Annotated in this window: 17 protein-coding genes and 1 pseudogene; 11 read left to right on the top strand and 7 right to left on the bottom strand. The window is 60.5% G+C overall.

Annotation, left to right across the window (positions count from 1 at the left end):
* Positions 1–23 precede the first annotated feature (23 nt).
* Entirely contained in the window at positions 24–1,505 is a 1,482-nt protein-coding gene (locus JQ641_RS10660; protein WP_211995927.1) for an FAD-dependent monooxygenase, read from the top strand.
* Positions 1,506–1,880: 375 nt separating this feature from the next.
* Positions 1,881–2,864 carry an ABC transporter substrate-binding protein gene (locus JQ641_RS10655; RefSeq protein WP_211995926.1) on the top strand — a complete coding sequence of 328 codons (984 nt, stop codon included), beginning with the start codon at positions 1,881–1,883 and terminating at the stop codon, positions 2,862–2,864.
* A 178-nt stretch (positions 2,865–3,042) separates the two neighbouring features.
* Here the strand turns inward: JQ641_RS10655 and JQ641_RS10650 are convergent, their stop codons facing one another.
* Positions 3,043–4,020 carry a Bug family tripartite tricarboxylate transporter substrate binding protein gene (locus JQ641_RS10650; protein WP_211995925.1) on the bottom strand — a complete coding sequence of 326 codons (978 nt, stop codon included), beginning with the start codon at positions 4,018–4,020 and terminating at the stop codon, positions 3,043–3,045.
* Positions 4,021–4,068: 48 nt separating this feature from the next.
* On the opposite strand from JQ641_RS10650, the gene JQ641_RS10645 reads away from it, so the two are divergent.
* Positions 4,069–5,145, top strand: a complete 1,077-nt coding sequence (locus JQ641_RS10645; RefSeq protein WP_211995924.1) for a LysR family transcriptional regulator — start codon at positions 4,069–4,071, stop codon at positions 5,143–5,145.
* A 1,272-nt stretch (positions 5,146–6,417) separates the two neighbouring features.
* Positions 6,418–8,160 carry an adenylate/guanylate cyclase domain-containing protein gene (locus tag JQ641_RS10640; protein WP_249150335.1) on the top strand — a complete coding sequence of 581 codons (1,743 nt, stop codon included), beginning with the start codon at positions 6,418–6,420 and terminating at the stop codon, positions 8,158–8,160.
* Positions 8,161–8,372: 212 nt separating this feature from the next.
* Here the strand turns inward: JQ641_RS10640 and JQ641_RS10635 are convergent, their stop codons facing one another.
* The 3 genes from JQ641_RS10635 to JQ641_RS37800 all read right to left on the bottom strand — a co-directional run bounded on the left by JQ641_RS10635 (position 8,373) and on the right by JQ641_RS37800 (position 11,470).
* On the bottom strand, positions 8,373–9,173 hold the full coding sequence (locus JQ641_RS10635; RefSeq protein WP_211995923.1) for a transporter substrate-binding domain-containing protein: 801 nt from the start codon (positions 9,171–9,173) through the stop codon (positions 8,373–8,375).
* Between the two features lie 653 nt (positions 9,174–9,826).
* Positions 9,827–10,705, bottom strand: a complete 879-nt coding sequence (locus JQ641_RS10630; RefSeq protein ID WP_211995922.1) for a Bug family tripartite tricarboxylate transporter substrate binding protein — start codon at positions 10,703–10,705, stop codon at positions 9,827–9,829.
* Positions 10,706–11,104: 399 nt separating this feature from the next.
* Positions 11,105–11,470: a hypothetical protein gene (locus JQ641_RS37800; RefSeq protein ID WP_249150364.1), complete on the bottom strand. Its 366-nt coding sequence runs from the start codon at positions 11,468–11,470 to the stop codon at positions 11,105–11,107.
* Between JQ641_RS37800 and JQ641_RS10625 the strand changes: the two are divergent.
* Positions 11,408–11,671: pseudogene (locus tag JQ641_RS10625) on the top strand (DUF2891 family protein); the annotation flags it as partial. The gene JQ641_RS37800 and the pseudogene JQ641_RS10625 overlap by 63 nt on opposite strands.
* Before the next feature lie 62 nt (positions 11,672–11,733).
* On the opposite strand, the gene JQ641_RS10620 reads toward JQ641_RS10625, so the two are convergent.
* The 3 genes from JQ641_RS10620 to JQ641_RS10610 all read right to left on the bottom strand — a co-directional run bounded on the left by JQ641_RS10620 (position 11,734) and on the right by JQ641_RS10610 (position 16,546).
* Complete coding sequence (locus JQ641_RS10620) at positions 11,734–12,039, bottom strand: helix-turn-helix domain-containing protein (protein ID WP_349628527.1); 306 nt, start codon at positions 12,037–12,039, stop codon at positions 11,734–11,736.
* A 216-nt stretch (positions 12,040–12,255) separates the two neighbouring features.
* Positions 12,256–13,185 carry a response regulator gene (locus JQ641_RS10615; RefSeq protein ID WP_211995920.1) on the bottom strand — a complete coding sequence of 310 codons (930 nt, stop codon included), beginning with the start codon at positions 13,183–13,185 and terminating at the stop codon, positions 12,256–12,258.
* Complete coding sequence (locus JQ641_RS10610; RefSeq protein WP_211995919.1) at positions 13,175–16,546, bottom strand: hybrid sensor histidine kinase/response regulator; 3,372 nt, start codon at positions 16,544–16,546, stop codon at positions 13,175–13,177. Before JQ641_RS10610 ends, JQ641_RS10615 begins: the two co-directional genes overlap by 11 nt.
* A 214-nt stretch (positions 16,547–16,760) precedes the next feature.
* Between JQ641_RS10610 and urtA the strand changes: the two genes are divergently transcribed.
* The 6 genes from urtA to fmdA all read left to right on the top strand — a co-directional run bounded on the left by urtA (position 16,761) and on the right by fmdA (position 23,092).
* Positions 16,761–18,020 (top strand): urea ABC transporter substrate-binding protein, encoded by a 1,260-nt coding sequence (urtA, locus tag JQ641_RS10605; RefSeq protein ID WP_211995918.1) that lies wholly within the window; start codon positions 16,761–16,763, stop codon positions 18,018–18,020.
* A gap of 136 nt (positions 18,021–18,156) precedes the next feature.
* Positions 18,157–19,083 carry an urea ABC transporter permease subunit UrtB gene (urtB, locus tag JQ641_RS10600; RefSeq protein WP_211995917.1) on the top strand — a complete coding sequence of 309 codons (927 nt, stop codon included), beginning with the start codon at positions 18,157–18,159 and terminating at the stop codon, positions 19,081–19,083.
* An 18-nt stretch (positions 19,084–19,101) separates the two neighbouring features.
* A complete protein-coding gene (gene urtC, locus JQ641_RS10595) occupies positions 19,102–20,250 on the top strand; it encodes an urea ABC transporter permease subunit UrtC (protein WP_211995916.1) in 1,149 nt (382 codons plus the stop codon).
* Positions 20,251–20,303: 53 nt separating this feature from the next.
* Entirely contained in the window at positions 20,304–21,059 is a 756-nt protein-coding gene (gene urtD / locus JQ641_RS10590) for an urea ABC transporter ATP-binding protein UrtD (protein WP_192735046.1), read from the top strand.
* A gap of 75 nt (positions 21,060–21,134) precedes the next feature.
* The gene (urtE, locus tag JQ641_RS10585; protein ID WP_211995915.1) at positions 21,135–21,824 is read left to right on the top strand and encodes an urea ABC transporter ATP-binding subunit UrtE; all 690 of its coding nucleotides are present in this window, start codon (positions 21,135–21,137) and stop codon (positions 21,822–21,824) included.
* Positions 21,825–21,862: 38 nt separating this feature from the next.
* Entirely contained in the window at positions 21,863–23,092 is a 1,230-nt protein-coding gene (fmdA, locus tag JQ641_RS10580; RefSeq protein ID WP_211995914.1) for a formamidase, read from the top strand.
* The last annotated feature ends 11 nt before the right edge of the window (positions 23,093–23,103 follow it).

Raw genomic sequence — 23,103 nt, 5'->3', positions numbered from 1 at the left:
GTAAGATATGTGGTGAGATGATCATGATCAATGAATTTGACGTCGTCGTAATTGGCGGCGGACCGGTGGGACTGTGGCTTGCGTGTGAGCTGGCGCTGGCAAGAGTGAAAGTCCTCGTTCTGGAACGGCGCGCCGAACGCGTCACCCAATCCCGCGCATTGACGCTCCACGGTCGAACTCTGGAGGTGTTCGCCCTGCGTGGGATCGCGGAACGCTTCCTCTCACAAGGTCGTCCGAACCCTGGGTTTTTCTTCGGAGGGCTGGATACGCTGCTTGATTTCTCGACATTGGAATCGCGCTTTCCTTTCACGCTGTTCCTGCCGCAAGCGACGACTGAAAAGCTCATCGAGGAGCGTGCACTGGAGTTGGGTGTGGACATCAGGCGTGGCCACCTTGTGGAACAGGTTGAGCAGAATGCCGAAAGCGTCATCGTACGGGGCCGGAACGGCGAGACACCATTCGGCTTTGCCGCTCACTACGCCGCTGGCGCCGATGGCGCTCGCAGTATGGTAAGGCAAGCCTTAGCCATCGATTTTGTCGGTCATCCGGCACGGCATGCAATGACATTGGCAGACGTCGCGCTTGATGCGCCCCCAGAGAAACCGGTCCTGACGCTCGTCAACGAGGCTGGTGGTTTGGTTCTCGCGCCACGTGGCGATGGCGTTCATCACAGAATTGGCGTTATTGATGCATCGGCACCTTATTTGGAACCCTCCGCGCCGGTATCGCTCGCCGAGGTCGCGGCTTGCGCGGCCCGCATTTACGGCAGGGATCTCCGTCCGCGCGATCCTGTTTGGATATCGCGCTTCACAGATGAATCGCGCCTCGCCGAGTGCTATCGGAAAGGGCGGATTTTCCTAGCTGGCGATGCCGCTCACATTAACCCGCCGATGGGCGGTCAGGGCATGAACGTCGGCATCCAGGACGCCATGAATCTCGGCTGGAAACTGGCGAGTGTTATACACGGTACCGCGTCTGATGAGATACTCGATAGCTATCAGTCGGAACGTAGACCGATCGGCGAGGCGCTTCAGAACGACACGCTTGCGCAATTCGCGCTGTTCTCCGCATTTGATCCTCCGGCATTGGCTCTGCGGCGTATGCTCAGCGGCTTTCTTCGTGTGCCGGAGGTCAACCGCCAACTCGCGGACCAACTCTCCGGCTTTGGTGTCGCCTATCCAGAACCGCTGTTTAAGGCGGAGCACAATTGGGACCATCTGAAAGGTGTGAGCGGGCATCGTCTTTCCGACGGCGATCTTGTGTTGAGGGACGGCTCGCGAACGACGCTCTACCGCTATTTCCAAGAAGGTCGCTGGGTCCTGTTGCAAGTCGCTACGGAGAGCGACGCAACGCCCGTCAGGGACGCAATCAACCTCGTCAGCCTGGCACCTGGCGCCAACGACGGCCTGCTCGGCAACTTCGCTTCAATGCTTGTCCGTCCGGACGGCTACGTCGCCCACGTACGCACCGTAGACGACGCAGGCGGCATCGAGTTCGCCGCCTGACTGCCCGCGCTAGCCCGTGTTCAGGATCACAAACGCCTCTGCCCGAGCGACAGCAGGACGGCGCCCGTGCAATCGATATGCGACACACGCATCATCGACGCTTACCACGCTTGTAGTTGCCACAAAACCCTTTCTGGCAGGTCCAAAAAGGCAGCCCGCGGCCGACCGGTCTTGGCGCAAAGCTGCCGTTCGGAGGAATGTCTGCTCCTGGGGGTAGAACGGACATGCCGCACTGGCGGATTGAGGTCTCAGTTTGACCCAAAGCGGACATCGGGTCGCAGTTCTGGAACTTGTTGCCCTTCCCTTTCTCACTCGCCGTCCCGTCTTGAAGTGCTAGACTTCGACACGAACGAGGCGTTCTCCATTGGAGGCCCAATGAGACGGCGCGAATTCATCATGCTTCTCGGCGGCACCGCTGCGGCGTGGCCGCTTCCCTCGCGCGCGCAACATCGCAAAGCAATGCCGCGCGTCGGCGTGCTGTGGCACGCCGCCAACGCCAAGGAGGAAGCGGAATATCTGGGCGCGCTGACCAAGGCGTTTCAGGAGCTTGGTTATTTCGAAGGCAAGAACATCGAGCTGCACCACCGTTTTCCTGCTGAACGACCTGAGCGGTTTCGCGCGCTGGCGGAGGAACTTGCCGAAAGCAAAGTCGATGTGATCGTGGCTGTGACCGGACTTGGCGCGAAAGAGGCTAAACGAGCCACCGCCACCATTCCCATTGTCATTGTCGCCGATAATGACCCGGTTGGTAACGGACTTGTCGAGAGTCTGGCGCACCCTGGTGGCAACGTCACAGGCCTCTCGCTGATGGTCACTGACCTTGCAGGCAAGCGGTTCGCGCTATTGAAGGAAATCGTTCCGAAACTGGCCCGCGTGGCCTTCGTACTCGATCCCCGAGATGCTATTTCCAAGTCTGCCGTCATCGCTAACGGAAGAGCGGCGAAAGCTGCTGGGATTTTGATCCAAACATTCGATGTCACGACACCTGATGAAATCGAAAAGGCGTTTTCGGACATTGCCCGTGACGGCTTCGATGCCGCATACGTGGTTGGACCGCCACTGTACAATGAACGGGTGCAAGTGGGCGCATCAACTATAGCGCACAAGGTGCCGACCATTACAGGGAATGCTGAACAGGTCCCTTACGGCCTGCTGCTGTCCTACGGACCGGATTTTCTCGATCATTTCCGCCGCGCGGTCGGCTATGTCGACAAGATCCTGAAAGGCGCAAAGCCCGGCGATCTGCCGATCCAACAACCCACGCGCTTCAAATTGGTAATCAACCTCAAGACCGCCAAAGCCCTCGGCCTCTCCGTTCCGCCTTCGCTGCTGGCCACGGCCGACGAAGTCATTGAGTGACGCGGCGGACTTCTGCTGTTGGCACTTTTGAGACATGCCGACCGGCCCTGACGATGTCCGTTCACCGGGGTACATCGGAAGTCTTCGGCGGACGGTGAAAACGACGCTTTTGACCCGAAGCGGACCTCGGCGGCTGGCCGCACTCACCGATGCTGCGGAATAGCCGCCGAGCCACAAATTATTCGGCCTTTGCGCGCAAGAACTTCGCTACCTTTGCCCATTTTTCGGTTTCTTCGGCCATGAATCTTGCAAACTCGGCAGGTGAGCCCGCGACTACCGTTGCGCCCAGGTTGCCGAGGCGAGCCTTCACATTGGGATCAGCGAGAGCCGTGTTGATCTCCTTGTTGAGCTTGTCGACTATCTCGGGTGGGGTGCTCTTTGGCGCGCCGACGCCGTACCATCCGTTAGCCTCATAGCCCGGTACGAAATCGCCCATAGTCGGAATATCTGGCAGCGTTTCCGAGCGCGCGGCAGTGGTCACCGCCAGTGCCCGCAGCTTGCCAGCCCTGATGTACTCGATCGACGCGGTCGTAGTATCAAACGCGACTTGCACCTGACCGCCCATCAGGTCGCTCAGTGCAGGCGCCGACCCACGGTAGGGGACATGGGTCATGTCGATACCAGCCATCATCTTGAATAGCTCACCGGAAACATGATGCGGAGTTCCATTGCCGGGCGAAGCCATATTGAGCTTGCCCGGATGAGTCTTGGCATAGGCTATGAATTCGGGAACCGTTTTGATTGGATCCGAGGGATTCACCAGCATCACTAGGGGCACCCGGACGATACCTGCAACGGCCGTGATGTCACGAAGAAACACGAAACTGAGCTTATCGTAGAACGTCTCGTTGATCGTGTTGCCGGCATTCACCAGCAGGAGTGTATGGCCGTCGGGCGCCGCCCTAACGACCGCCTCGGTGCCGATATTTCCACTGGCCCCCGGACGATTCTCTATGACAAATGGCTGGCCTAACCGCTCAGACAGCCATTGGGCAATCAGACGTGCAATGATGTCAGTTGCCCCGCCGGGAGGATAGCCCACGATCCACCGCACGGGCCGCGTCGGATAGGTTTGTGCCCATGCGATGGGCGATAAGACCGAAAGAGTAGCAGCACTCGCTGCCAGATGCAGAAAATGACGGCGTGGAAGTTTCATGTGCTGTCCTCCCAATTGAAATCGAACCGCTTGCAGTTGGCCTAGGGGATGCTGCTCTGCCCCCGAGAACTCGGCACCTTCGCTCCCCTCTTGCGTTCTTTAGGGAAGAGGCGCCGCTTCGATGTCGAGGCTCTGAACACGCTGCTGTATAGCACTTTCGAGAAAGTCCATCTATTATATGGCCATGGCAAAATTCATATCAGCGGGGATATGAATATGGAGCTGAGACACCTTCGGTATTTCATCGCCGTTGCGGAGGAAGGGCACATTACGAGGGCCGCTGAGCGGCTTGGCATGCAGCAACCGCCGCTTAGTCAGCGGATTAAGGCCATCGAACGCGAGCTTGATGTGCAATTATTTCGCCGCAAGGCGCGCGGTGTTGAGCTGACCGATGCCGGGCGTGCCTTCCTCGATAATGCCCGCGCGACGCTCGCGCACCTCGACCACACATTTGATGCAACACGGCGTACGGCGCGAGGCGAGCAAGGCAGAATCCGCGTAGGTGTTACGCCGACGAGTCCGTTTCATCCGTTTGTGCCACGTATCATTCGCGCGTTTCGCGAAGCTTATCCGCTGGTTTTCTTACGACTGGAGGAAAGGCTCGGCAATGAACTGATCGAACAGCTTCGAAATGAACGGATTGATGTGGCTTTCATCCGAACGCCCCTTGCCGATCCAGAAGGGCTTGCCGTCACGCCGTTGGTGGAGGAACCGATGCTGGTGGCGTTACCCCGCGCGCATCCGCTGGCTCGGGGCAGCGGCGGCAATGAGCCAGGACTTGCGTTGAAGCGCCTTGCGCGCGAAACTTTCATTGTTTACGGCCCGCCGGGGACGGCATTTCATGACTTGACGATGGCGGCATGCCGCGCGGCAGGTTTCAGTCCTCGCGTCGGGCAGGAAGCGCCTCGCATGACGTCGTCGCTTAACCTCGTCGCTGTCGGACTCGGCATTTCTCTCGTTCCGGCCTCCCTGCAGCATGTGCATATGGACGGCGTCGTCTATTGTCGTCTTAAGGGTCCCAACCAACCGAAGGCCATTCTGAACCTCGCATCGCGCCGCGGCGACCCTTCAGCCGTGGTTCGACATTTCTTGAATCTGGTTAGAGAAGCAGCGAAGAAAGAATAGTCCCAGGTCCGCATGTCCGGCTGCACCGCAGCAATTTGACAACTTTCTGGGGTTCTGCTGACGCCGTTCGGCCGGGCACGGAAACGGCGATGTGGTTCGAACATCGGTCGGTATAGTGTGTGCCGCCCTGGTGTGTAAGATTCCTTGATCGGCCGCCATTCCTTATGTGAGGCGTCCTCGTGTCATCATCAATGCCGAGACCGGCCAGCCGTTTACGTACACGGACCCTTGCGTGAAGACCGATCCCCATATCGGCTACAACGAGGCCGCTGCAATTGCGACCCGCGAGGCGGTGAAGGTGCTCTTGCAGACAGTGTTCAGGCTCCAATGAGGCGCTGAGTAAAGGCCGAGGTCCGGAATTGGCACTTTTGCGACATGGCGGGATGGTCCGGCAATGTCCGTTGTTCGGAGTAGACCGGAAGTCACCGGCTGATGGCCAAACCGACGTGAAGGCAGAGCCCAAAAGGCCGTTGGTGCTCGGGTCCTAGGACCCGACTGGGAAGAGAAGGTCAAGAAGGGCGTTAACTTCTGCTTATAGCCTGAGACGCGCGTGGCTCAGGTATTGCCGGGAGCGCTGAGGCGCTGCAGTAGCCGAGCAGCGAGGCGCCTAAAGGGCCTCGAATTTGAAGTTCGTTTGGCGAGTTTCTGAGATTAGGGGTCCCGCACAAAAGGGGACCCGTTTCTAGAAGTGACATACGGACGGGCGCCTGGGTCTCAGATGGCGTAACGTACGATCAGCACCGCAGCGCCAAGCAGCACTGACCCCGCCACCGGCACTCAAGCGCCACCGAGACGCACCCGGCCACCATCATCATGTGAGCTACTGCTAGGGTCATGGTGCGTTACCGGTTGCCGAACGGTCAAGGAGGTTCTTCACACTCATGGCGTGCCACTCGCCGCCTCGGGCCGTTGGGACACCTCTGGCATTCAAATCAAGCAGCAAACGCGCCTTTACTCGGCGAATCTTAAATCGATTTGGGGGACAACGCCGAAATAGGGGTCCCGCAGAATAGGGGACCCATTGGCGATTGGAAGTAACCAATGTCGGGTGTCGAGGGGCAAAGCGGACGTTCCGGCTATCTGCCTCGAAGACCGCCTTTCACCGGATTCGGACATAGGCACCTGGATTACTGCCGTCACCCCGAGGGATTACTTTGTCGGCCCGTGTGGTGCGGGCACGTGACCGCTTTTCGACCCGAGAAAGCACCTAGCGGAACAACCCATTGGTGTGATCTGATGCCATCGAATTGATCTTGAACATGGGGAGCGGCCTTGCCCGAAGAGCGTGTTCAACGGCGATTGGCGGCAATCTTGGCGGCCGATGTGGTCGGCTACTCTGCGATGATGCAACGTGCGGAGGAAGCCACCTACGCCGAGTTCGAGCGGCTCAAGCGGGACTTGATCGCGCCGAGCCTCTCCCGACACGACGGCCGACTGATCAAGACAACGGGTGATGGCGCGCTCGCCGAATTCGCGAGTCCCTTAGCCGCCGTGAGATGCGCGACTGAGATGCAGGATCATCTCGCCGAGGGGAGCGGTCCATTCAAGCTACGCATCGGGCTCAACCTTGGTGACGTGATCGTTGGGCAGGACGGCGACCTCTATGGCGACGGGATCAACATTGCTGTCCGGCTGGAGGGGATCGCCGATCCGGGCGGCATCCTGATGTCTGAAAAGGTCTACAGCGAGGTCGAAGGCAAGCTGGACGTTGGCTTCGAGGATCGCGGCGAGCAGCAGCTCAAGAACATCTCCAAACCGGTCCGAGCTTACGCCGTCCGCGCGGGAGCGTATAGCGCGCCGACCGAAAGGCTAAGTGCGGCCCCTCCGCTCGCCGACAAGCTTTCCATCGCCATCGCCGTACTTCCGTTTGAGAACATGTCCGGCGATCCCGAGCAGGAGTATTTTGCGGACGGGATGGTTGAGGAGATCACTACGGCGCTTTCGCGGTTCAAGTGGTTGATTGTCATTGCTCGCAATTCGAGCTTCACGCTCAAAGGCAAAGCCGTCGATGTGAAGGAGATTGGGCGCAGGCTTGGCGTGCGCTATATCCTTGAGGGGTCTGTGCGCAAGGCAGCGGGGAAAGTTCGCATCGCAGGGCAGTTGATTGACGCGGTGACCGGCGCGCTCATCTGGGCGGATCGGTTCGAGCGCGACTTGACAGACGTTTTCGCGCTTCAGGACGAAGTGACGGTCGCCGTTGTCTCAGCTATTCAGCCAAAGATTATTCAAACAGAAATCGCAATGGCTGCGCGGCGGCGACCTGAGAACCTCACCGCCTATGATTTTTGGCTCCGCGCCATTCAGCAGTCTAGCCTAACGACCCGCGAAGGGTTGGCCGAGGCGATAAGGCTGGCCTGTCGCGCTTTGGAGCTGGACCCCGGGTTTGGCCGAGCCGCTTCTCTGGCAAGCGTCTTTCACCTGAGCAACGTCGTTTTGGGGTATTCTACCGATCCTCAATTCGAGTGCGAGGAAGCAGTGCGGCTTTCTCGCCTGGCATTGCGCATAGACGATGGTGATCCGAACACGTTAGCAAGGGCTAGCCTAGTCTCGGCGCTTGTGGTCGGCGATAGTGAAAGTGCGCTCGAAATGGCAGACCGGGCGGTCGCGCTCAACTCCAATTCATTTGACGCATGGTCCGCCAGAGGCTGGGTCTGTAGAGCTGCGGGGCTACCGCAGGAAGCGGTTCGGAGCTTTGAACGTGGCATTCGCATGAGCCCGATAGACCCCGCGATGTTTGCTGGGATGGGGATGGCCCTTGTTGAGCTTCGTCGCTTTGACGAGGCCATCGTCGCAGGAAGGAAAGCTCAGCGTCACAACCCGTCCCATCCGTTGGCTTACCTCTGCCTCGCGTCCGCTTTCGCCCATCTCGGACGCGACGCGGAGGCGCGTGAGGCGGCGGCGCGTCTGCTTGAGGTCAATCCCGCCGTTACAATATCTGGATGGATCGCTTGGGGCGGGCAATCAAACGCGCAGTTGGTGACTGATGGTCTTCGGAAGGCGGGGTTGCCCGAATGAACCTACGCGCACCCGCGCCGACGCGGTGATCGAACATTGACCGGTTTTTGTGCGGTGCATGAGTCCGAAACTGGCACAAAGCGTCAGTTTGCGCGGTGCAGGGCAATGTCCGGACTTGGGGGTAAAGCCGACTTGCCGGTTGCACGCCCGGACTTCTCGGTTTGACCAAGAACGGACTACGTGGCCCAAGCTCCGCTATCCGACTTGGGCTACTAATTCGGAACCCGAACGCCCCGCAGCCCGGCTTCGGCAATCGCTTTCTCTACCGTGCCATCGGACCGCATTCCGTTCACGAGTTCATCGACGGCGGGAAGCGCCGAGGCGGCTCGCTTGCGCACTCCGATTGCCATTTGCACGACGTTGAAACGTCCGGGCAACACGTGTGCTCCAGGCAAGGCTTCAGCAATGCGATGGGCGAGGTGCAGGTTCTCACCGTAGACGTCGGCTTTGCCTGTTGCCAACGCCTCGCGAGCCGGTTCGAACCCGCCGGGCACCTGTATGATCTCTGCATTCTTGATAAGGCGTGTCAAAACGGCGTGTGGCGCGCTTCCTTGCGCGACGGCGACCTTGACGCCTGCACGGTCAACCTCCTCTGCGGTGGTCGGTGTTGCTCCTGCGCGCGCGACATAGCCGTTGTCTACTTCCATGAATGTCACGCTAAAAGCGAGGTATTCTGCGCGAGATGGATCGCGTGCAGCAAGCCCGATGTCCCAGTCATCGCTCGCGAGACTTTCGTTGTAACGCAGGGGATTGTCGTAGGGCTTGAGTTCGACCGGTACGCCGAGACGTGCAGCGAGCGTGCGGGCAACGGAGACGGAAACACCGCCGAGCGAGCCGTCGGTACCGCGGGTCACCAGAACAGGATTGGAGGCAATAAGAGCAACGCGCAGTTTGCCGGTCGGAGATAGTGTGGCAGGCGCGGATGGGGCTTGAGCCCATGCGAACTGCGATGCAGCAGGCAGCCCGGCAGTGCCCACCGCCAGATGAAGGAAACGTCTGCGAGATAGTCTCATTGTTGGTCCCTCTCTCTCAAATGTTGAGAACAAACCCGACTGCTCTGCCTTCGAGAGTAAGACGCCAGTTTACCCTACACGTTTTGAGACTTTTGCTCCAGCGTCGAAGGGGTGAGAGAGCGCGGTGATCATGTCGCCTTGTGGCACAAAACGGACATCCCGGAGTCGGCGGCCAATGTCCGATGTTGAGGGCACATCGGACATCCTTGGACCACTATAAATTTCCCAGAAGTGACACGCCCGTTCGACGGGCCTTCAACACCTCAGTCGCCATCGCAAGCAGCACACAACAGATCGAAAGACCAGCGAAACTCCCTGTTACGTTGCGAGGATAGCCCTGTTAGGCCAGAAAAATTCCCTGCTAATTGGAGTAGGGAATTGACCCAGAAAACGGCTGTAGTGCAGCGGTTTCTGACTACTTGTCATGTCTCCGAGCCTCCCATACCGCTAGATTCCTTGTAAAATTCCCTGTTAGCAGGGAATCTGCGCGGAGACAGGTGCGATCAGCACTGCGTCGCCAGCCAGCGCTTAAGCTGCTGAGTTCGTTATGCAAGCAGCGCTATTTCCGCCAAATTTTTTGGGCGCGTTTGCCCAGCGGATAACTTCGGGGTTCTAATCGCTGTCCCGCCACCAAATTTGCGGTTGTTCGGCGCTCAGGGCACCTTGATCCCGGCACGCTCGATCACACGTGCGTACCCCGCACGCTCCTTGGCGAGCGCCTCGGCGTAGGCCGGACCGGGCAGTTCGGTCTGGAGTACACCGAACTTTTCGAGTGCGGTGCGGACTTCAGGGATCTTGCCGACCGCGACCAGCTCTTCAATGAGCTTCTTCACGATGTCGGGCGGCATGTTGGCGGGGCCGACCCAGCCGAATGCCGGCATCAGTTCGAAGCCCGGTACGGTCGCGGCTGTCGGCGCGATCTCCTTGGCGAGCGGATAGGGCCCAAGCGACGTGACCGAGACGGCACGCAGCGTGCCCGCTTTCACCTGCTCGTATGCCACGGCGAAGTTGTCGCAGGCGAGCTTGATTTGACCACCAATCAGATCCTGGATGCTGAGGTTTGATGCGCGGTAGGTGACGGGCGTCATCTTGAGTCCCGCGGCGTCCTCCAGCATCACGCCGCAGATATGTTGCGTGGTGCCGGGGCCGGATGTCGCATACGGCGTCTCCGGGTTCGCCTTCAACCAGGCGATCAGCTCCGCCATGGTTTTGGCCGGGACGGACGGATTGACGATCCAGATGTTCGGCTGCGCCGCCATGCCATAGAGGTAGGTGAAGTCTTTCTCGACGTTGTAGGGGATCTTGTCCTTGATCAGTATCGGGTTGATGGCGATTCCACCGGAGGTTGCCACCGCAACGGTGTAGCCGTCCGGCGCCGCGCGCGTCATCGCGTGCAGCCCGTTGACCCCGCCCGCACCGGGCCTGTTTTCGACGACGAACTGCTGGCCGAGCCGCTTCGTCAGATGGTCTGCAAAAATGCGGGCCATGACGTCCGTGTTGCCGCCGGCGGCGAACGGCACGATGATCGTCACGGGCCTCGATGGCCACTTTTCTTGCGCCGTCGTAGCACCAGTGAGCAAGCCGAGCGTCACGGCCACCACAGCAAGCCTTGCGAGAATACGAGACGGCATTTCGTTCTCCGGTCTCTGACGAGTGGTATTGCAGCAAGAAAGTCGGTCAGCCCGAGGCTTCTGGCCGTTGTAATGTCGGTAAGAAGCATACAGTTGTATAAAAAGTTTGGCTACCGCCCGAGTAAGCGAATCCCCAGCGCGCGCGATCTGGACGCGCTCTCCCTCAGGCCCCGGAGAGCATGTAAGGGCTCTGGTTCCGCTAAGAGATGCGGCTGCTTCGCTCAGGGGACGGCGAATGCTGCGAAATTTGATTAACTCGGTGAACCGCTCAGGAGCGGCGTGCCGCAAGTTTGCCTGCGTTCAAGGAATTTGTTCGACTAGCGACTGCACTGTCTCGAGACAGTTCTTTTTCTGGTCGTCCCAACCTTCTTGAATGTCGAGTTCAGCCAACTCTGCCTGCAGGAATTTGGGATCAATGGCGTCCAGCCGCTTGCGTAGTGCGTTCTGCTTGTCCGAGATCTCGTGCAAATTGCCAACCAAGGCCTCGTGGTCGATGGAGTCGGCCACTGCGATGTCGAAGATGTCGCGGGACTTCAGCATCGTCGGACGGTAGTGCATTTTTTTTTGAGAGCGATCTCCGCCGGATGCTCGATTTCCGAAAGGAAGCCGACAACGCTGTTCCGGCCCGCCACCGTCACCGACCGCTCGGATGGCAAGATCGCTCATCTCGACGGGCTCAATCTCAGCCGGGCCTGGTGCTGGCACTCACTCGGCAATGCCTTGCCGGTAGACGATGATCGGCGCGCGCTTGTCCTTGAGGCCGCCGAAAATCATCTGACCGCAGGTCTTCCCCATATTGCCGGCGACTACATGGGCGAGCATTGGCTTGCGAGCTTCGCTGTTCTCGCACTCGATCACGAGGATTGAGCGTACCCGTGCGGGAGGCGATGCAGTAGCCAATCTCGGCCGTCCGACACTGTCGTTAGGCGTCAGCTGGCCGGCGCACGAAAGATGGCCCGGTAATGCGCCGGACTGGTGCCAAGCCGCTCCCTGAAATGATGTCGCATGGCATTTGCGGAGCCGAAGCCGGTCTCTGTCGCGACGCCTTCGATCGGGATTTGCGTTGCCTCCAGCAACTCGCGCGCTTTCGAGACCCGCGCTTGCACCACCCATTCGCCGGGCGACATTCCAGTCGCATCCTCGAAACGGCGGATAAAGGTGCGCCGGCTCATCCGCGCTCGGGAGGCGAGACTAGCGATCGTCAGATCGCGATCCAGATGGCGTTGCGCCCACACAAAAACGGACGCGAGGGCGTCGCCTTCGGTCTTGGGAACCGGTTGCGGAATATATTGCGCCTGGCCACCTTCGCGATGTGGTGCGATGACCAGCCGACGCGCCGCAAAGCGGACATTCGCTTAAGAGCGGTCATGGGATGAACGGGTTAAACTTTGAACATCCGTCGCAAGAAATTCGAGAAAGACCAAGGTGCAACGCTTATGCGGCCTCCCAGCTCAGCTCTTCAGATTCTTCGCATTGACCGCGATCGCAGCCGCCGCGGTGCGGTTCTCGACGCCGAGCTTGGAATAGATCTGCTCGAGATGCTTGTCGACGGTGCGGGGCGAGAGGCCTAGAATTTGCGCGATGTCGCGATTGGTCTTTCCTTTCGACAGCCACGACAGAACCTCGCCCTCGCGCGTGGTCAGTCCCAATTCGCTGGAGAACTCCGCCGGCGTATCGGCGCCGGAATCCTTGGCGAGCCGCAGCAGGAACTCGTTCGGCCCGAGCTTGCCCATATATTGCAGCTTGAGCAGCTCGTTGCCGGGGAACGCTGCCATCACCGACGCCTTCGACCCGGCCTTGCCCTTCTGCACCTGTTCCAGCCATTGCGGCATCGGATCCGGCAGCACGAAATTGTCGTCGGCGTCGGCGCTAAGCGTATCCGATAACAGCTTCTGCGCCTGCGGCGTCGCCCACATGATCTTGCCGACGCCGTTCACGGCGAGCAGATAGCGGCCGGAGACGTCGAGTGCGGCGCGGGCGCTCTGGGTCAGCCGGGCATTGGCGAGGTGCACCCGAATCCGCGCCAGCATCTCCTCGATCGCGATCGGTTTTGTCACGTAATCCACGCCGCCGGCCTCCAGCCCGCGGACGATGTGTTCGGTTTCTGCAAGGCCGGTCATGAAGATGATGGGAACGTTGACGAGACCCGCATCGCGTTTCAGCCGTTTGCAGGTCTCAAATCCGTCCATGCCGGGCATCACGGCGTCGAGCAGCACGATGTCAGGCGTGATCTGATCGACGATCCGCATCGCCGAGGCGCCGTCGAGAGCGACCATGACCGTCATGCCCGCGCCATCGAGCGCGTCGGTGAGCAGCCGCAGGGTTTCCGGGGAATCGTCGACGACGAGGGCGACGTCGCGCTTTTTTTGTTCAATGATCATAGCTGTGCAACGTCTTCAGGGTCGCCATGTATTGATCGAGATCGAAGCGATCGATCAGGGCGCGCATTTGGGTGACGAAGTCGGAATGTTCGGGGTGATCGTTGCCGATCTCCTCGAGCTTGAGCTGGATGGCGCGGATGTAACCCAATTTCCCGAGTCCGATGAGTTCCTCGACGTGCTTCACCGACGGCCGCGAGCCGGTCTCGGGCTTCCAGCTCGGAACGGCGATCTGGTCGACCTCATATTCCCAGTCGAGCTTGAGTAATTGGCGAATGGTTTCCAGCAGCCGCGGAATATCGATCGGCTTCATCAGGTAGCCGTCGTGGAAGGGCTGCGCCAGCGGCGCGCCATGCGCCTCCAGTGCGCTCGCCGACACCATCAGGATGCGCGCCTGATGGTGGCCGGTCTTGCGCAGGGTTTCCGCGATCGTCCAGCCGTCCATCCCGGCCATCGAGATGTCGAGCAGAAACAGATCGGGCCGGCAATGCTGGGCCAACTCCAGGCAGCCGGGGCCATCGGGCGCGCTGAGCAAGATGAAGCCGAGCGGCGTAAAGACCTCGCGCAGGAGATCGCGATGGGTCGGATCGTCGTCGGTGATCAGGATCGTCTTGCGCGGGCCGTGATAGCCGAAGATCGGCGCCCCGACCGGCGCGATCCGCGTCGGGTTGGTGACTTCCGAAAGCAGGATCTTCATGCGGAAGTTGCTGCCGGTCCCGACCGTGCTGGTGACCTTGATGTCGCCGCCCATGACGCCGGCCAGCAGCCGGCTGATGGTCAGGCCAAGACCGGTTCCGGTCTGGGGTTGGGAGACGCCGAGCGCGCCGCGTTCGAACGGCGCGAAAATGCGTTCGAGGTCGTCGGCCTGAATGCCCGGGCCGGTGTCGATCACCTCGAACTCCGCCACCGGGCTGCGGTAATGCACCACGAACTGCACGCTGCCGGCCTGGGTGAACTTGATGGCGTTCGACAACAGGTTGATCAGGATCTGGCGCAGCCGCTTCTCGTCGGCAAAGACCACGACCGGCAGCACCGCCGGCCGCTTGAAGACAAAATCGGTACCCTTGGCGGCGGCTTGCAGGCGGAACATGCCGACCAGCTGATCGAGGAAATCGCTCAACCGCACCTCGTCGCGCGACAGGTACAACCGGCCGGCTTCGATCTTGGAGATGTCCAGAATGCCGTCGATCAGGCCCGAAAGATGGTCTGCGCTGCGGCGGACCACGCGCACCTGATCGCGCGGTTTTGTCTGCAGGCTGGAATCCTGTTCGAGCAATTGCGCGTAGCCACTTATGGCGTTGAGGGGTGAACGCAGTTCGTGACTCAACCCGACAACGTAGCGGCTCTTGGCCAGATTAGCGGATTCGGCGACCTCCTTGGCACGCTGCAGTTCGGCATCGGTACGCTTGTGCGCGTCGATTTCCTGAATCAGCAATGTGGTCTGGCGTCGGGTTTCGGCTTCCGCCGCGCGGCGGCTCTGCTGCGCCAGCACGAACAGCCACGCCACGACGCCGATAATGATGGTCAGAGCGAAGAACACCTTCCACAGCACGTCCGACAGCTGGAGATCGTCGACCGGAATCGTCGCCGACGTCTGAAGATAGATCAGCGCGAGCGTCAGCCCGACCAGGCCCGCGGACACCACGAACACGCCGAGATAGTGCCCGACCTGGGAGTTGATCCGGGCATAGATCGGCTGAGGCAGTGCCTTGGCCAGCGCGTCCGAAACCTGCGCCTGAATCCGCGCATGCGGCTTGCAGAGATCATGGCAGCGCGCGTCCAGCGAACAGCATAGCGAACAGATCGGGCCGGCATAGGCCGGGCAGGAGGCCATATCCTCCGGCTCGAACGAATGCTCGCAGATACAGCACTGGATCGATTCCAGATTCTGCCAGCTCCGCTTCGGCTTGCGGGCGATGTAATATTTGCCGTCGGTGGCCCAGGCGATCAAAGGCGCGGTGACAAAGGCGACGGCGAGCGCGACGAACGGCGACAACGCCTTCGGCGTCGGTCCGAACAGGCCATAGAACGCGCTGATCGAGACGATGGTCGCGATCGTCATCGAGCCGACGCCGACCGGATTGATATCGTAGAGATGCGCGCGCTTGAACTCGATGTGCTGCGGCCGCAGACCGAGCGGCTTGTTGACCACGAGATCGGCGACCAGCGCGCCGACCCAGGCGATGGCGACGTTGGAATAAAGCGCCAGCGTCTGCTCCAGCGCCTTGTAGACGCCGATTTCCATCAAAAGCAGCGCGACCAGCACGTTGAAGACGAGCCAGACCACGCGGCCCGGATGGCTGTGGGTCAGCCGCGAGAAGAAGTTCGACCAGGCGATCGAGCCGGCATAGGCGTTGGTGACGTTGATCTTGATCTGCGAGAGAATGACGAAGGTGCCGGTCAGCGCCAGCACCAGATCGGGCTGCGACAGCACATAACGGAACGCTTCGAGATACATGTGCGCGGGCTCAGCCGCATGCTCGGTGGAAACGCCGTGGCTGAGCGCGAAGTAGGCGAGGAACGAGCCCAACAGCAGTTTTAGCGCGCCAAAGATGATCCAGCCGGGGCCGGCGCTGAGCATCGCGATCCACCACGACGTCCGTGAGGTCCGGCGGTCGCGCGGCAGGAACCGCAGGAAGTCGACCTGTTCGCCGATCTGCGCCACCAGCGAAAACACCACCGAGGCGGCGGTGCCGAACAATAGCAGATCGAGATTCCCGCCGACGTCGCCATGCTCGCCGGAGAATTTGCGCCACTCCGCAAACGATTGCGGGTTGGCGTAGGCGATCGCGACAAAAGGAAGGATGTGCAGGATGATCCAGATCGGCTGCGTCCACAGTTGGAAGCGGCTGATCAGCGTGATGCCGTACGTCACCAGCGGAATGATGACGACCGCGCTGATGAGATAGCCGATCGGACGCGGGATGCCAAAGCACATCTCCAGTGCGCTGGCGAGAATGACCGCCTCGAGCGCGAAGAAGATGAAGGTGAAGGAGGCATAGATCAGCGACGTGATGGTCGAACCGATATAACCGAACCCCGCGCCGCGGGTCAGCAGGTCGATGTCGATGCCGCATTTGGCGGCGTGATAGGCAATCGGCAGTCCGCAAAGGAAGATGATGACGCTCACGACCAGAATGGCGGCGACCGCATTGGTAGCGCCGTAATTCAGCGTAATGGTGCCGCCGATGGCTTCCAGCGCCAGGAACGAGATGGCGCCGAGCGCGGTGTTGGCGACGCGGGCGGCGGACCATCGCCGTGCGCTCTTGGCGGTAAAGCGCAGCGCGTAGTCTTCCAGCGTCTGGTTTGCAACCCATTGATTGTATTGGCGCCTGACGCGGTCGATCCGCTGCCGCCCTGCCACTTTGTTGCTCCTGACCGCTGACGACCGAGCCCTTCGTGGCTCATCCAACACCCTGCAATCTGCGTACCGCAAACCGCGTACCGCAGACTCCGTACCAAAATCTACGTCGCTATTTTGCGGTGCAGTATACGCAATCTTGCGTATCTGTGCAGTGCACAAAACTGAGCATGCTTGCCTCACCAATAAGCGCGTTCTCGAACAAAATGGGGTGCTCATGTCAAACGAAATCAAACGGGGCCTGCAGTCTCCGCTGCGACGTAAACTGCTGATGGGAGCGGCAGTCTTGCCGGCGATGGCGCTGCTGCCGCGCTTGGCATTCGGCGCCGGACCGCCGACTGCGGCGGTCAACACGACGGGATTGGCCGTGACCGACACCGAAGTGACGGTCGGCATCCTGCATTCCGCCACCGGCACGATGGCGATCTCCGAAACCGGTTCGATTCAGGCCGAAAAGCTCGCCATCGAGCAGATCAACGCCATGGGCGGTGTGCTTGGCCGCAAGATCAAGGTCATCCAGGAAGACGGCGCCAGCGACTGGCCGACTTTCGCGGAGAAGGCCAAGAAGCTGCTGGTCAACGACAAGGTGGCCTCGATTATGGGCTGCTGGACCTCGGCGTCGCGCAAGGCGGTGCTGCCTGTCATGGAGCAGTACAACGGCATGCTCTATTACCCGACCTTCTATGAAGGGCTCGAGCAGTCCAAGAACGTGATCTACACCGGGCAGGAGGCGACCCAGCAGATTCTCGCCGGCATCGACTGGATCACCAAGGAGAAGAACGCCAAATCGTTCTACTTCATCGGCTCCGACTACATCTGGCCGCGTACCTCGAACAAGATCGCGCGCAAGCACATCGAGAATTTCCTGAAGCTGAAGGTCGTCGGCGAGGAATACTTTCCGCTCGGCCACACCCAGTTCAACTCCGTCATCAACAAGCTGAAGCTGACCAAGCCCGACGTGATCTTTACCGACGTCGTCGGCGGTTCGAACGTCGCGTTCTACAAGCAGCTCAAGGCCGCCGGCATCGACCTGTCGAAGCAGACCCTGCTGACCATCTCGGTGACCGAGGACGAGATCGACGGCATCGGCGGCGAGAACATCGCCGGCGCCTACGCCTGCATGAAGTACTTCCAGTCGCTGAAGAACGAGAACAACGAAAAGTTCGTGACTGCGTTCAAGAAGATGTGGGGCGACAAGACTGTCATCGGCGACGTGACACAGGCAGCTTATCTCGGCCCGTGGCTGTGGAAAGCGACCGTCGAGAAGGCGGGCTCCTTCGACGTCGACAAGGTTGCGGCAGCTTCGCCCGGCATCGAGTTCAAGGGTGCGCCGGAAGGCTATGTCCGGATCCACGAAAACCACCATCTGTGGTCGAAGACCCGCGTCGGCAAGGCCAAGCTGGATGGACAGTTCGACATGGTGTTCGAGACCGCCGACCTGATCCAGCCGGACCCGTTCCCCAAGGGATATCAATAAAGGCGCGCGGACAACTCCCGCAATTCCCCAAGCGTCTTCTCAAGAGTCTCCCTGGCGTGGACCGTCAATCCGCGTCCAACACCCCCGCGTCGCGAGCTTGCTCGCGACGCGGGACTTCCCCCACGGAGAAACATCGATGCTCGGCGACTATTCGATTGGCGATCTCGGTTCGATTTTCGTCATGCAGGGCTTTGCGGGCCTGATCCTGTTTTCCGTCTATGTGCTGATGGCGCTGGGTCTTGCGATCATCTTCGGCCAAATGGGCGTCATTAACATGGCGCATGGCGAGTTCATGATCCTCGGCGCCTACGTCACCTGGCTCACCTCCAGCGCCTTTCAGCATTACCTGCCGGCGTTGTTTCCCGGCTACTTCTTTCTCGCGATGGTGCTCGCTTTCATAGCCTCCGGCGCGCTCGGCATGCTGGTCGAATGGGGGCTGATACGCCACCTCTACAAGCGCCCGCTGGATACGCTGCTGGCGACCTGGGGCCTCAGCCTCATCCTGCAGCAGACCTATCGCTCGGTATTCGGAGCACGCGAGGTCGGCGTCGAGCTGCCGCAATGGATGCTCGGCTCCAAGCAGATCACCGACACCATCGAAGTCCCGATCAATGGCATCTTCGTGATGTGTCTGACCGTGCTGATCACGGTCGCGGTGGCCTGGATCATGTACAAGTCGCGCTGGGGCCGCCAGGTCCGTGCCGTCGTGCAGAACCGCATTATGGCCGGCGCGGTCGGCATCAACACCGAGAAGGTCGATCGCTATACCTTCGGCCTCGGCTGCGGCATCGCCGGCGTCGCCGGCAGCGCCTTCACCATGATCGGCTCGACCGGGCCGACCTCCGGCCAGCTCTACATCGTCGATACCTTCCTCGTGGTCGTGTTCGGCGGCGCCGCCAGCCTGCTCGGCACCATCGCGTCGGCCTTCAGCATCTCGCAGACGCAGTCGACGCTCGAATTCTTCATGTCGGGGTCTATGGCGAAGGTGCTGACGCTGCTCGCCATTGTCGGAATTCTGATGCTGCGGCCGCAGGGGCTGTTCGCCCTCAAGGTCCGGAAATAACAAAAAGCAGGCACGGTCATGATCATCAACTCACGCTTCTTCAATCGATCCGAGCTCATCGGTTTCGTTGCGCTGGCCGCCCTGCTGTTCGTGATCCTGCCGCTGTCGCTGGATGTGTTTCGCCTCAATCTGGTCGCCAAGTACCTGACCTACGCTTTCGTCGGGATCGGGCTGGTGCTGTGCTGGGGTTATGGCGGCATTCTCAGTCTGGGGCAGGGGGTGTTCTTCGGCCTCGGCGGCTACTGCATGGCGATGTTCCTCAAGCTCGAGGCGTCGAGCCCGGAAAACACCAAGATCCAGTCCACCCCCGGCATCCCTGATTTCATGGACTGGAATCAGATCACGTCACTGCCCCTGTTCTGGCAACCGTTCCACAGTCTCACCCTTACCATTCTCGCCATCATCCTGGTGCCCGGCCTGTTCGCCCTGATCATCGGCACCGCGATGTTCAAGCGCCGCGTCGGCGGCACTTATTTTGCGATCATCACGCAAGCCGTTGCGGCCATCCTGACCATCCTGATCGTCGGGCAGCAGGGCTATACCGGCGGCATCAACGGCATGACCGACCTGCGCACCCTGAAGGGGTGGGACATCCGGCCGGATCACGCCAAGGTCATACTCTACTTCTTTGAAGTGTTCCTGCTGTTCGGCTGCATCCTGCTGGCGCAGTTCATCCGCCTGACCAAGCTCGGCCGCATCCTGGTGGCGATGCGCGAACAGGAAGACCGCGTCCGGTTCTCCGGCTACAGCGTCGCCAACTTCAAGATCTTCGCCTTCTGCATGGCCGCAATCTTCGCCGCGATCGGCGGCGCCATGTTCGCGCTCAATGTCGGTTTCATGTCGCCGTCCTTTGTCGGCATCGTGCCGTCGATCGAGATGGTGATCTACACCGCGGTCGGCGGGCGGATGTCGATCTTCGGCGCGGTGTGGGGTTCGCTGCTGGTGAACGTCGCGAAGACCGGCCTGTCTGAATCCTTCCCGCAGCTCTGGCTGTTTGGCCTCGGCGGGCTGTTCATCGCGGTGGTGCTGGCGTTCCCGAACGGCTTGTCCGGGATCTGGGCGGATTACGTCCAGCCTCGCATCGATCGCCTACTGGCGTGGCGCAAACCAAAACCCGCCAAGGCGTGGACCGACAGTTCGGTCGCCGACGGCGCCCCGGCGGAATGAGGAATTAGATCATGCTCATCGGTCACCACACCGGCAGAATGAGGAGTTAGATCATGCTCATCGGTCACCAGCCCAAGGAATTCCTGCTCGCGGTCGAGGCGCTCACGGTGTCCTTTGACGGCTTCAAGGCGGTCAACGATCTCTCCTTCTATGTCGAGGAGAACGAGATCAGGGTCATCATCGGCCCCAACGGCGCCGGCAAGACCACAGTGCTCGATCTGATCTGCGGCAAGACCAAGGCGACGTCGGGCTCGATCCAGTTTCGCGGTCAGGAGCTGACCCGGATGAAAGAGAACCAGATCGTGCAGACCGGCGTCGGCCGCAAATTCCAGACGCCGTCGGTGTTCGTTGATCTCACGGTGTTCGAGAATTTGGAGATTTCCTACCCGCGCGGCCGCACCGTGTTCGGCTCGCTGGCTTTCCAGCGCGACGCCGCGGTGCGCGACCGCGTCGAGGAAGTCGCCGAGATGATCTTCCTGAAGGATCGCCTCGACACCTATGCCGATGAGCTCAGCCACGGCCAGAAGCAATGGCTCGAGATCGGCATGCTGCTGATCCAGGACCCGGACCTGCTGATGCTCGACGAGCCGGTGGCCGGCATGAGCGTCAGCGAGCGAGCCAAGACCGCCGAACTGCTCAACCGCATCATCAAGGGCCGCTCAGTGCTGGTGATCGAGCACGACATGAAGTTCGTCGAGGACATCGCCCACAAGGTCACGGTGCTGCATCAGGGCCAGATCCTGTCGGAAGGCACGATGGAGCACGTCAAGAACGATCCGAAGGTCATCGAAGTTTATCTGGGTCACTAGCGCATGAACCCGGAAAGTGGCGTCCGGTTTCCGGACGAGTTCATGCGCCAGGGAAGAGATTGAGAGGATACGTCGATGCTGGCTATTTCTGATCTTCATGTCGCCTACGGCCAGAGCGAGGTGCTGCATGGCCTTAACGTGTCGGTCGCGCCCAACGAGATTGTGGCGATCATGGGCCGCAACGGCATGGGCAAGACCACGCTGATGAAATCGCTGATGGGCATCCTGCCCGCCAAGAGCGGCTCAGTGACGATGGCAGGCACGGAACTGAGCCAACTGCCGAGCTACGAACGCGTCGCCAGGGGCCTCGCCTACGTGCCGCAGGGCCGCATGATCTTCTCCACCATGACGGTGAAGGAGAACATCGAGACCGGTCTCGTCGTGTCCGGTGAGAAGGATGTCCCGGGCAGCATCTATGAGCTGTTTCCGGTGTTGCTGGAAATGAAGAACCGCCGCGGCGGCAATCTCTCCGGTGGACAGCAGCAGCAGCTCGCGATTGCGCGCGCGCTCGCCACCAAGCCGAAAGTGCTGCTGCTGGACGAGCCGACCGAAGGCATCCAGCCGTCGATCATCAAGGACATGGCGCGCACCCTGAAGCGGATTCGCGACGAGCGTGGCCTGTCGATCGTGGTTTCCGAACAGGTGCTGAGCTTTGCGCTCGATGTCGCCGACCGCGTGCTTGTCATCGAGAACGGCGAGATCGTCCGTGATGACCCGCGCGACGGCGTCGATGCCGCGCAGATCTCGAAATATCTGTCCGTTTGAACCGTAGCCTTCAAGTCTGTAGAAAAGGGGAGCTTGCAATGCCAGATACACTGATCAAGGTCGATCTTTCGAAATCGGCCTACGAAAACGACAAGATCCACAACCGCTGGCACCCCGAGATCCCGATCGTGGAATGGGTCAGCCCCGGCGACGACTTCATCATCGAAACCGTCGACTGGACCGGCGGCTTCATCAAGAACAACGATTCGGCCGACGACGTGCGCGATATCGATCTGTCGATCGTGCACTTCCTGTCCGGCCCGATCGGCGTCAAGGGCGCCGAGCCCGGCGATCTGCTGGTAGTCGATCTGCTCGACGTCGGTCCGCTGAAGGAGAGCCTGTGGGGTTTCAACGGCTTCTTCTCCAAGAAGAACGGCGGCGGCTTCCTGACCGATCACTTCCCGCTGGCGCAGAAATCGATCTGGGACATCAAGGGTCTTTACACGTCGTCGCGCCACATTCCCGGCGTCAATTTCGCGGGGCTCATTCACCCCGGCCTGATCGGCTGCCTGCCCGATCCGAAGATGCTGGCGACCTGGAACGCGCGTGAAGCCGAGCTGATCGCAACCAACCCGACCCGCGTACCCGGATTGGCCAACCCACCATTCGCGCCGACCACGCATGCCGGTCAGGCCAAGGGCGACGCCAAGGCCAAGATCGCCGCGGAGGGCGCCCGCACCGTGCCGCCGCGCGAACATGGCGGCAATTGCGACATCAAGGACCTGTCGCGCGGCTCGAAAATCTACTTCCCGGTCTATGTGCCCGGTGCCGGTCTCTCGATGGGCGATCTGCATTTCAGCCAAGGCGATGGCGAGATCACCTTCTGCGGCGCGATCGAAATGGCCGGCTGGCTGCACATCAAGGTTGATCTCATCAAGGACGGCGTCGCCAAGTACGGCATCAAGAACCCCTTGTTCAAGCCGTCGCCGATCACGCCGAACTACAAGGACTACCTGATCTTCGAAGGCATCTCGGTCGACGAGCAAGGTAAGCAGCACTACCTCGACGTACACATCGCTTACCGGCAGGCCTGCCTGAACGCGATCGAGTACCTGAAGAAGTTCGGCTATTCCGGCGCACAGGCCTATTCCATCCTGGGCACGGCGCCGTGCCAGGGCCACATCTCCGGCGTCGTCGACGTGCCGAACGCCTGCGCCACGCTGTGGCTGCCGACCGAGATCTTCGACTTCGACATCATGCCGTCGTCGGCGGGACCGATCAAACACATCAAGGGCGACATCCAGATGCCGCTGTCACAGGACAAGTAATCCCTGCGCGA

The organism is Bradyrhizobium sp. JYMT SZCCT0180 (assembly GCF_018130165.1).
Taxonomy (GTDB): domain Bacteria; phylum Pseudomonadota; class Alphaproteobacteria; order Rhizobiales; family Xanthobacteraceae; genus Bradyrhizobium.
Note: the sequence above shows the minus strand (reverse complement) of the source record. Positions and strands in the feature narration are given on the sequence as shown.

What these genes read in the sequence shown, in the direction of transcription:
- JQ641_RS10660 (WP_211995927.1), top strand. Translation starts at nt 24, where the DNA reads ATGATCAATGAATTTGACGTCGTCGTAATTGGCGGCGGACCGGTGGGA.
- JQ641_RS10655 (WP_211995926.1), top strand. Translation starts at nt 1,881, where the DNA reads ATGAGACGGCGCGAATTCATCATGCTTCTCGGCGGCACCGCTGCGGCG.
- JQ641_RS10650 (WP_211995925.1), bottom strand. Translation starts at nt 4,020, where the DNA reads ATGAAACTTCCACGCCGTCATTTTCTGCATCTGGCAGCGAGTGCTGCT.
- JQ641_RS10645 (WP_211995924.1), top strand. Translation starts at nt 4,069, where the DNA reads ATGCTGCTCTGCCCCCGAGAACTCGGCACCTTCGCTCCCCTCTTGCGT.
- JQ641_RS10635 (WP_211995923.1), bottom strand. Translation starts at nt 9,173, where the DNA reads ATGAGACTATCTCGCAGACGTTTCCTTCATCTGGCGGTGGGCACTGCC.
- JQ641_RS37800 (WP_249150364.1), bottom strand. Translation starts at nt 11,470, where the DNA reads ATGAGCGATCTTGCCATCCGAGCGGTCGGTGACGGTGGCGGGCCGGAA.
- JQ641_RS10615 (WP_211995920.1), bottom strand. Translation starts at nt 13,185, where the DNA reads ATGATCATTGAACAAAAAAAGCGCGACGTCGCCCTCGTCGTCGACGAT.
- urtA (WP_211995918.1), top strand. Translation starts at nt 16,761, where the DNA reads ATGTCAAACGAAATCAAACGGGGCCTGCAGTCTCCGCTGCGACGTAAA.
- urtB (WP_211995917.1), top strand. Translation starts at nt 18,157, where the DNA reads ATGCTCGGCGACTATTCGATTGGCGATCTCGGTTCGATTTTCGTCATG.
- urtC (WP_211995916.1), top strand. Translation starts at nt 19,102, where the DNA reads ATGATCATCAACTCACGCTTCTTCAATCGATCCGAGCTCATCGGTTTC.
- urtD (WP_192735046.1), top strand. Translation starts at nt 20,304, where the DNA reads ATGCTCATCGGTCACCAGCCCAAGGAATTCCTGCTCGCGGTCGAGGCG.
- urtE (WP_211995915.1), top strand. Translation starts at nt 21,135, where the DNA reads ATGCTGGCTATTTCTGATCTTCATGTCGCCTACGGCCAGAGCGAGGTG.
- fmdA (WP_211995914.1), top strand. Translation starts at nt 21,863, where the DNA reads ATGCCAGATACACTGATCAAGGTCGATCTTTCGAAATCGGCCTACGAA.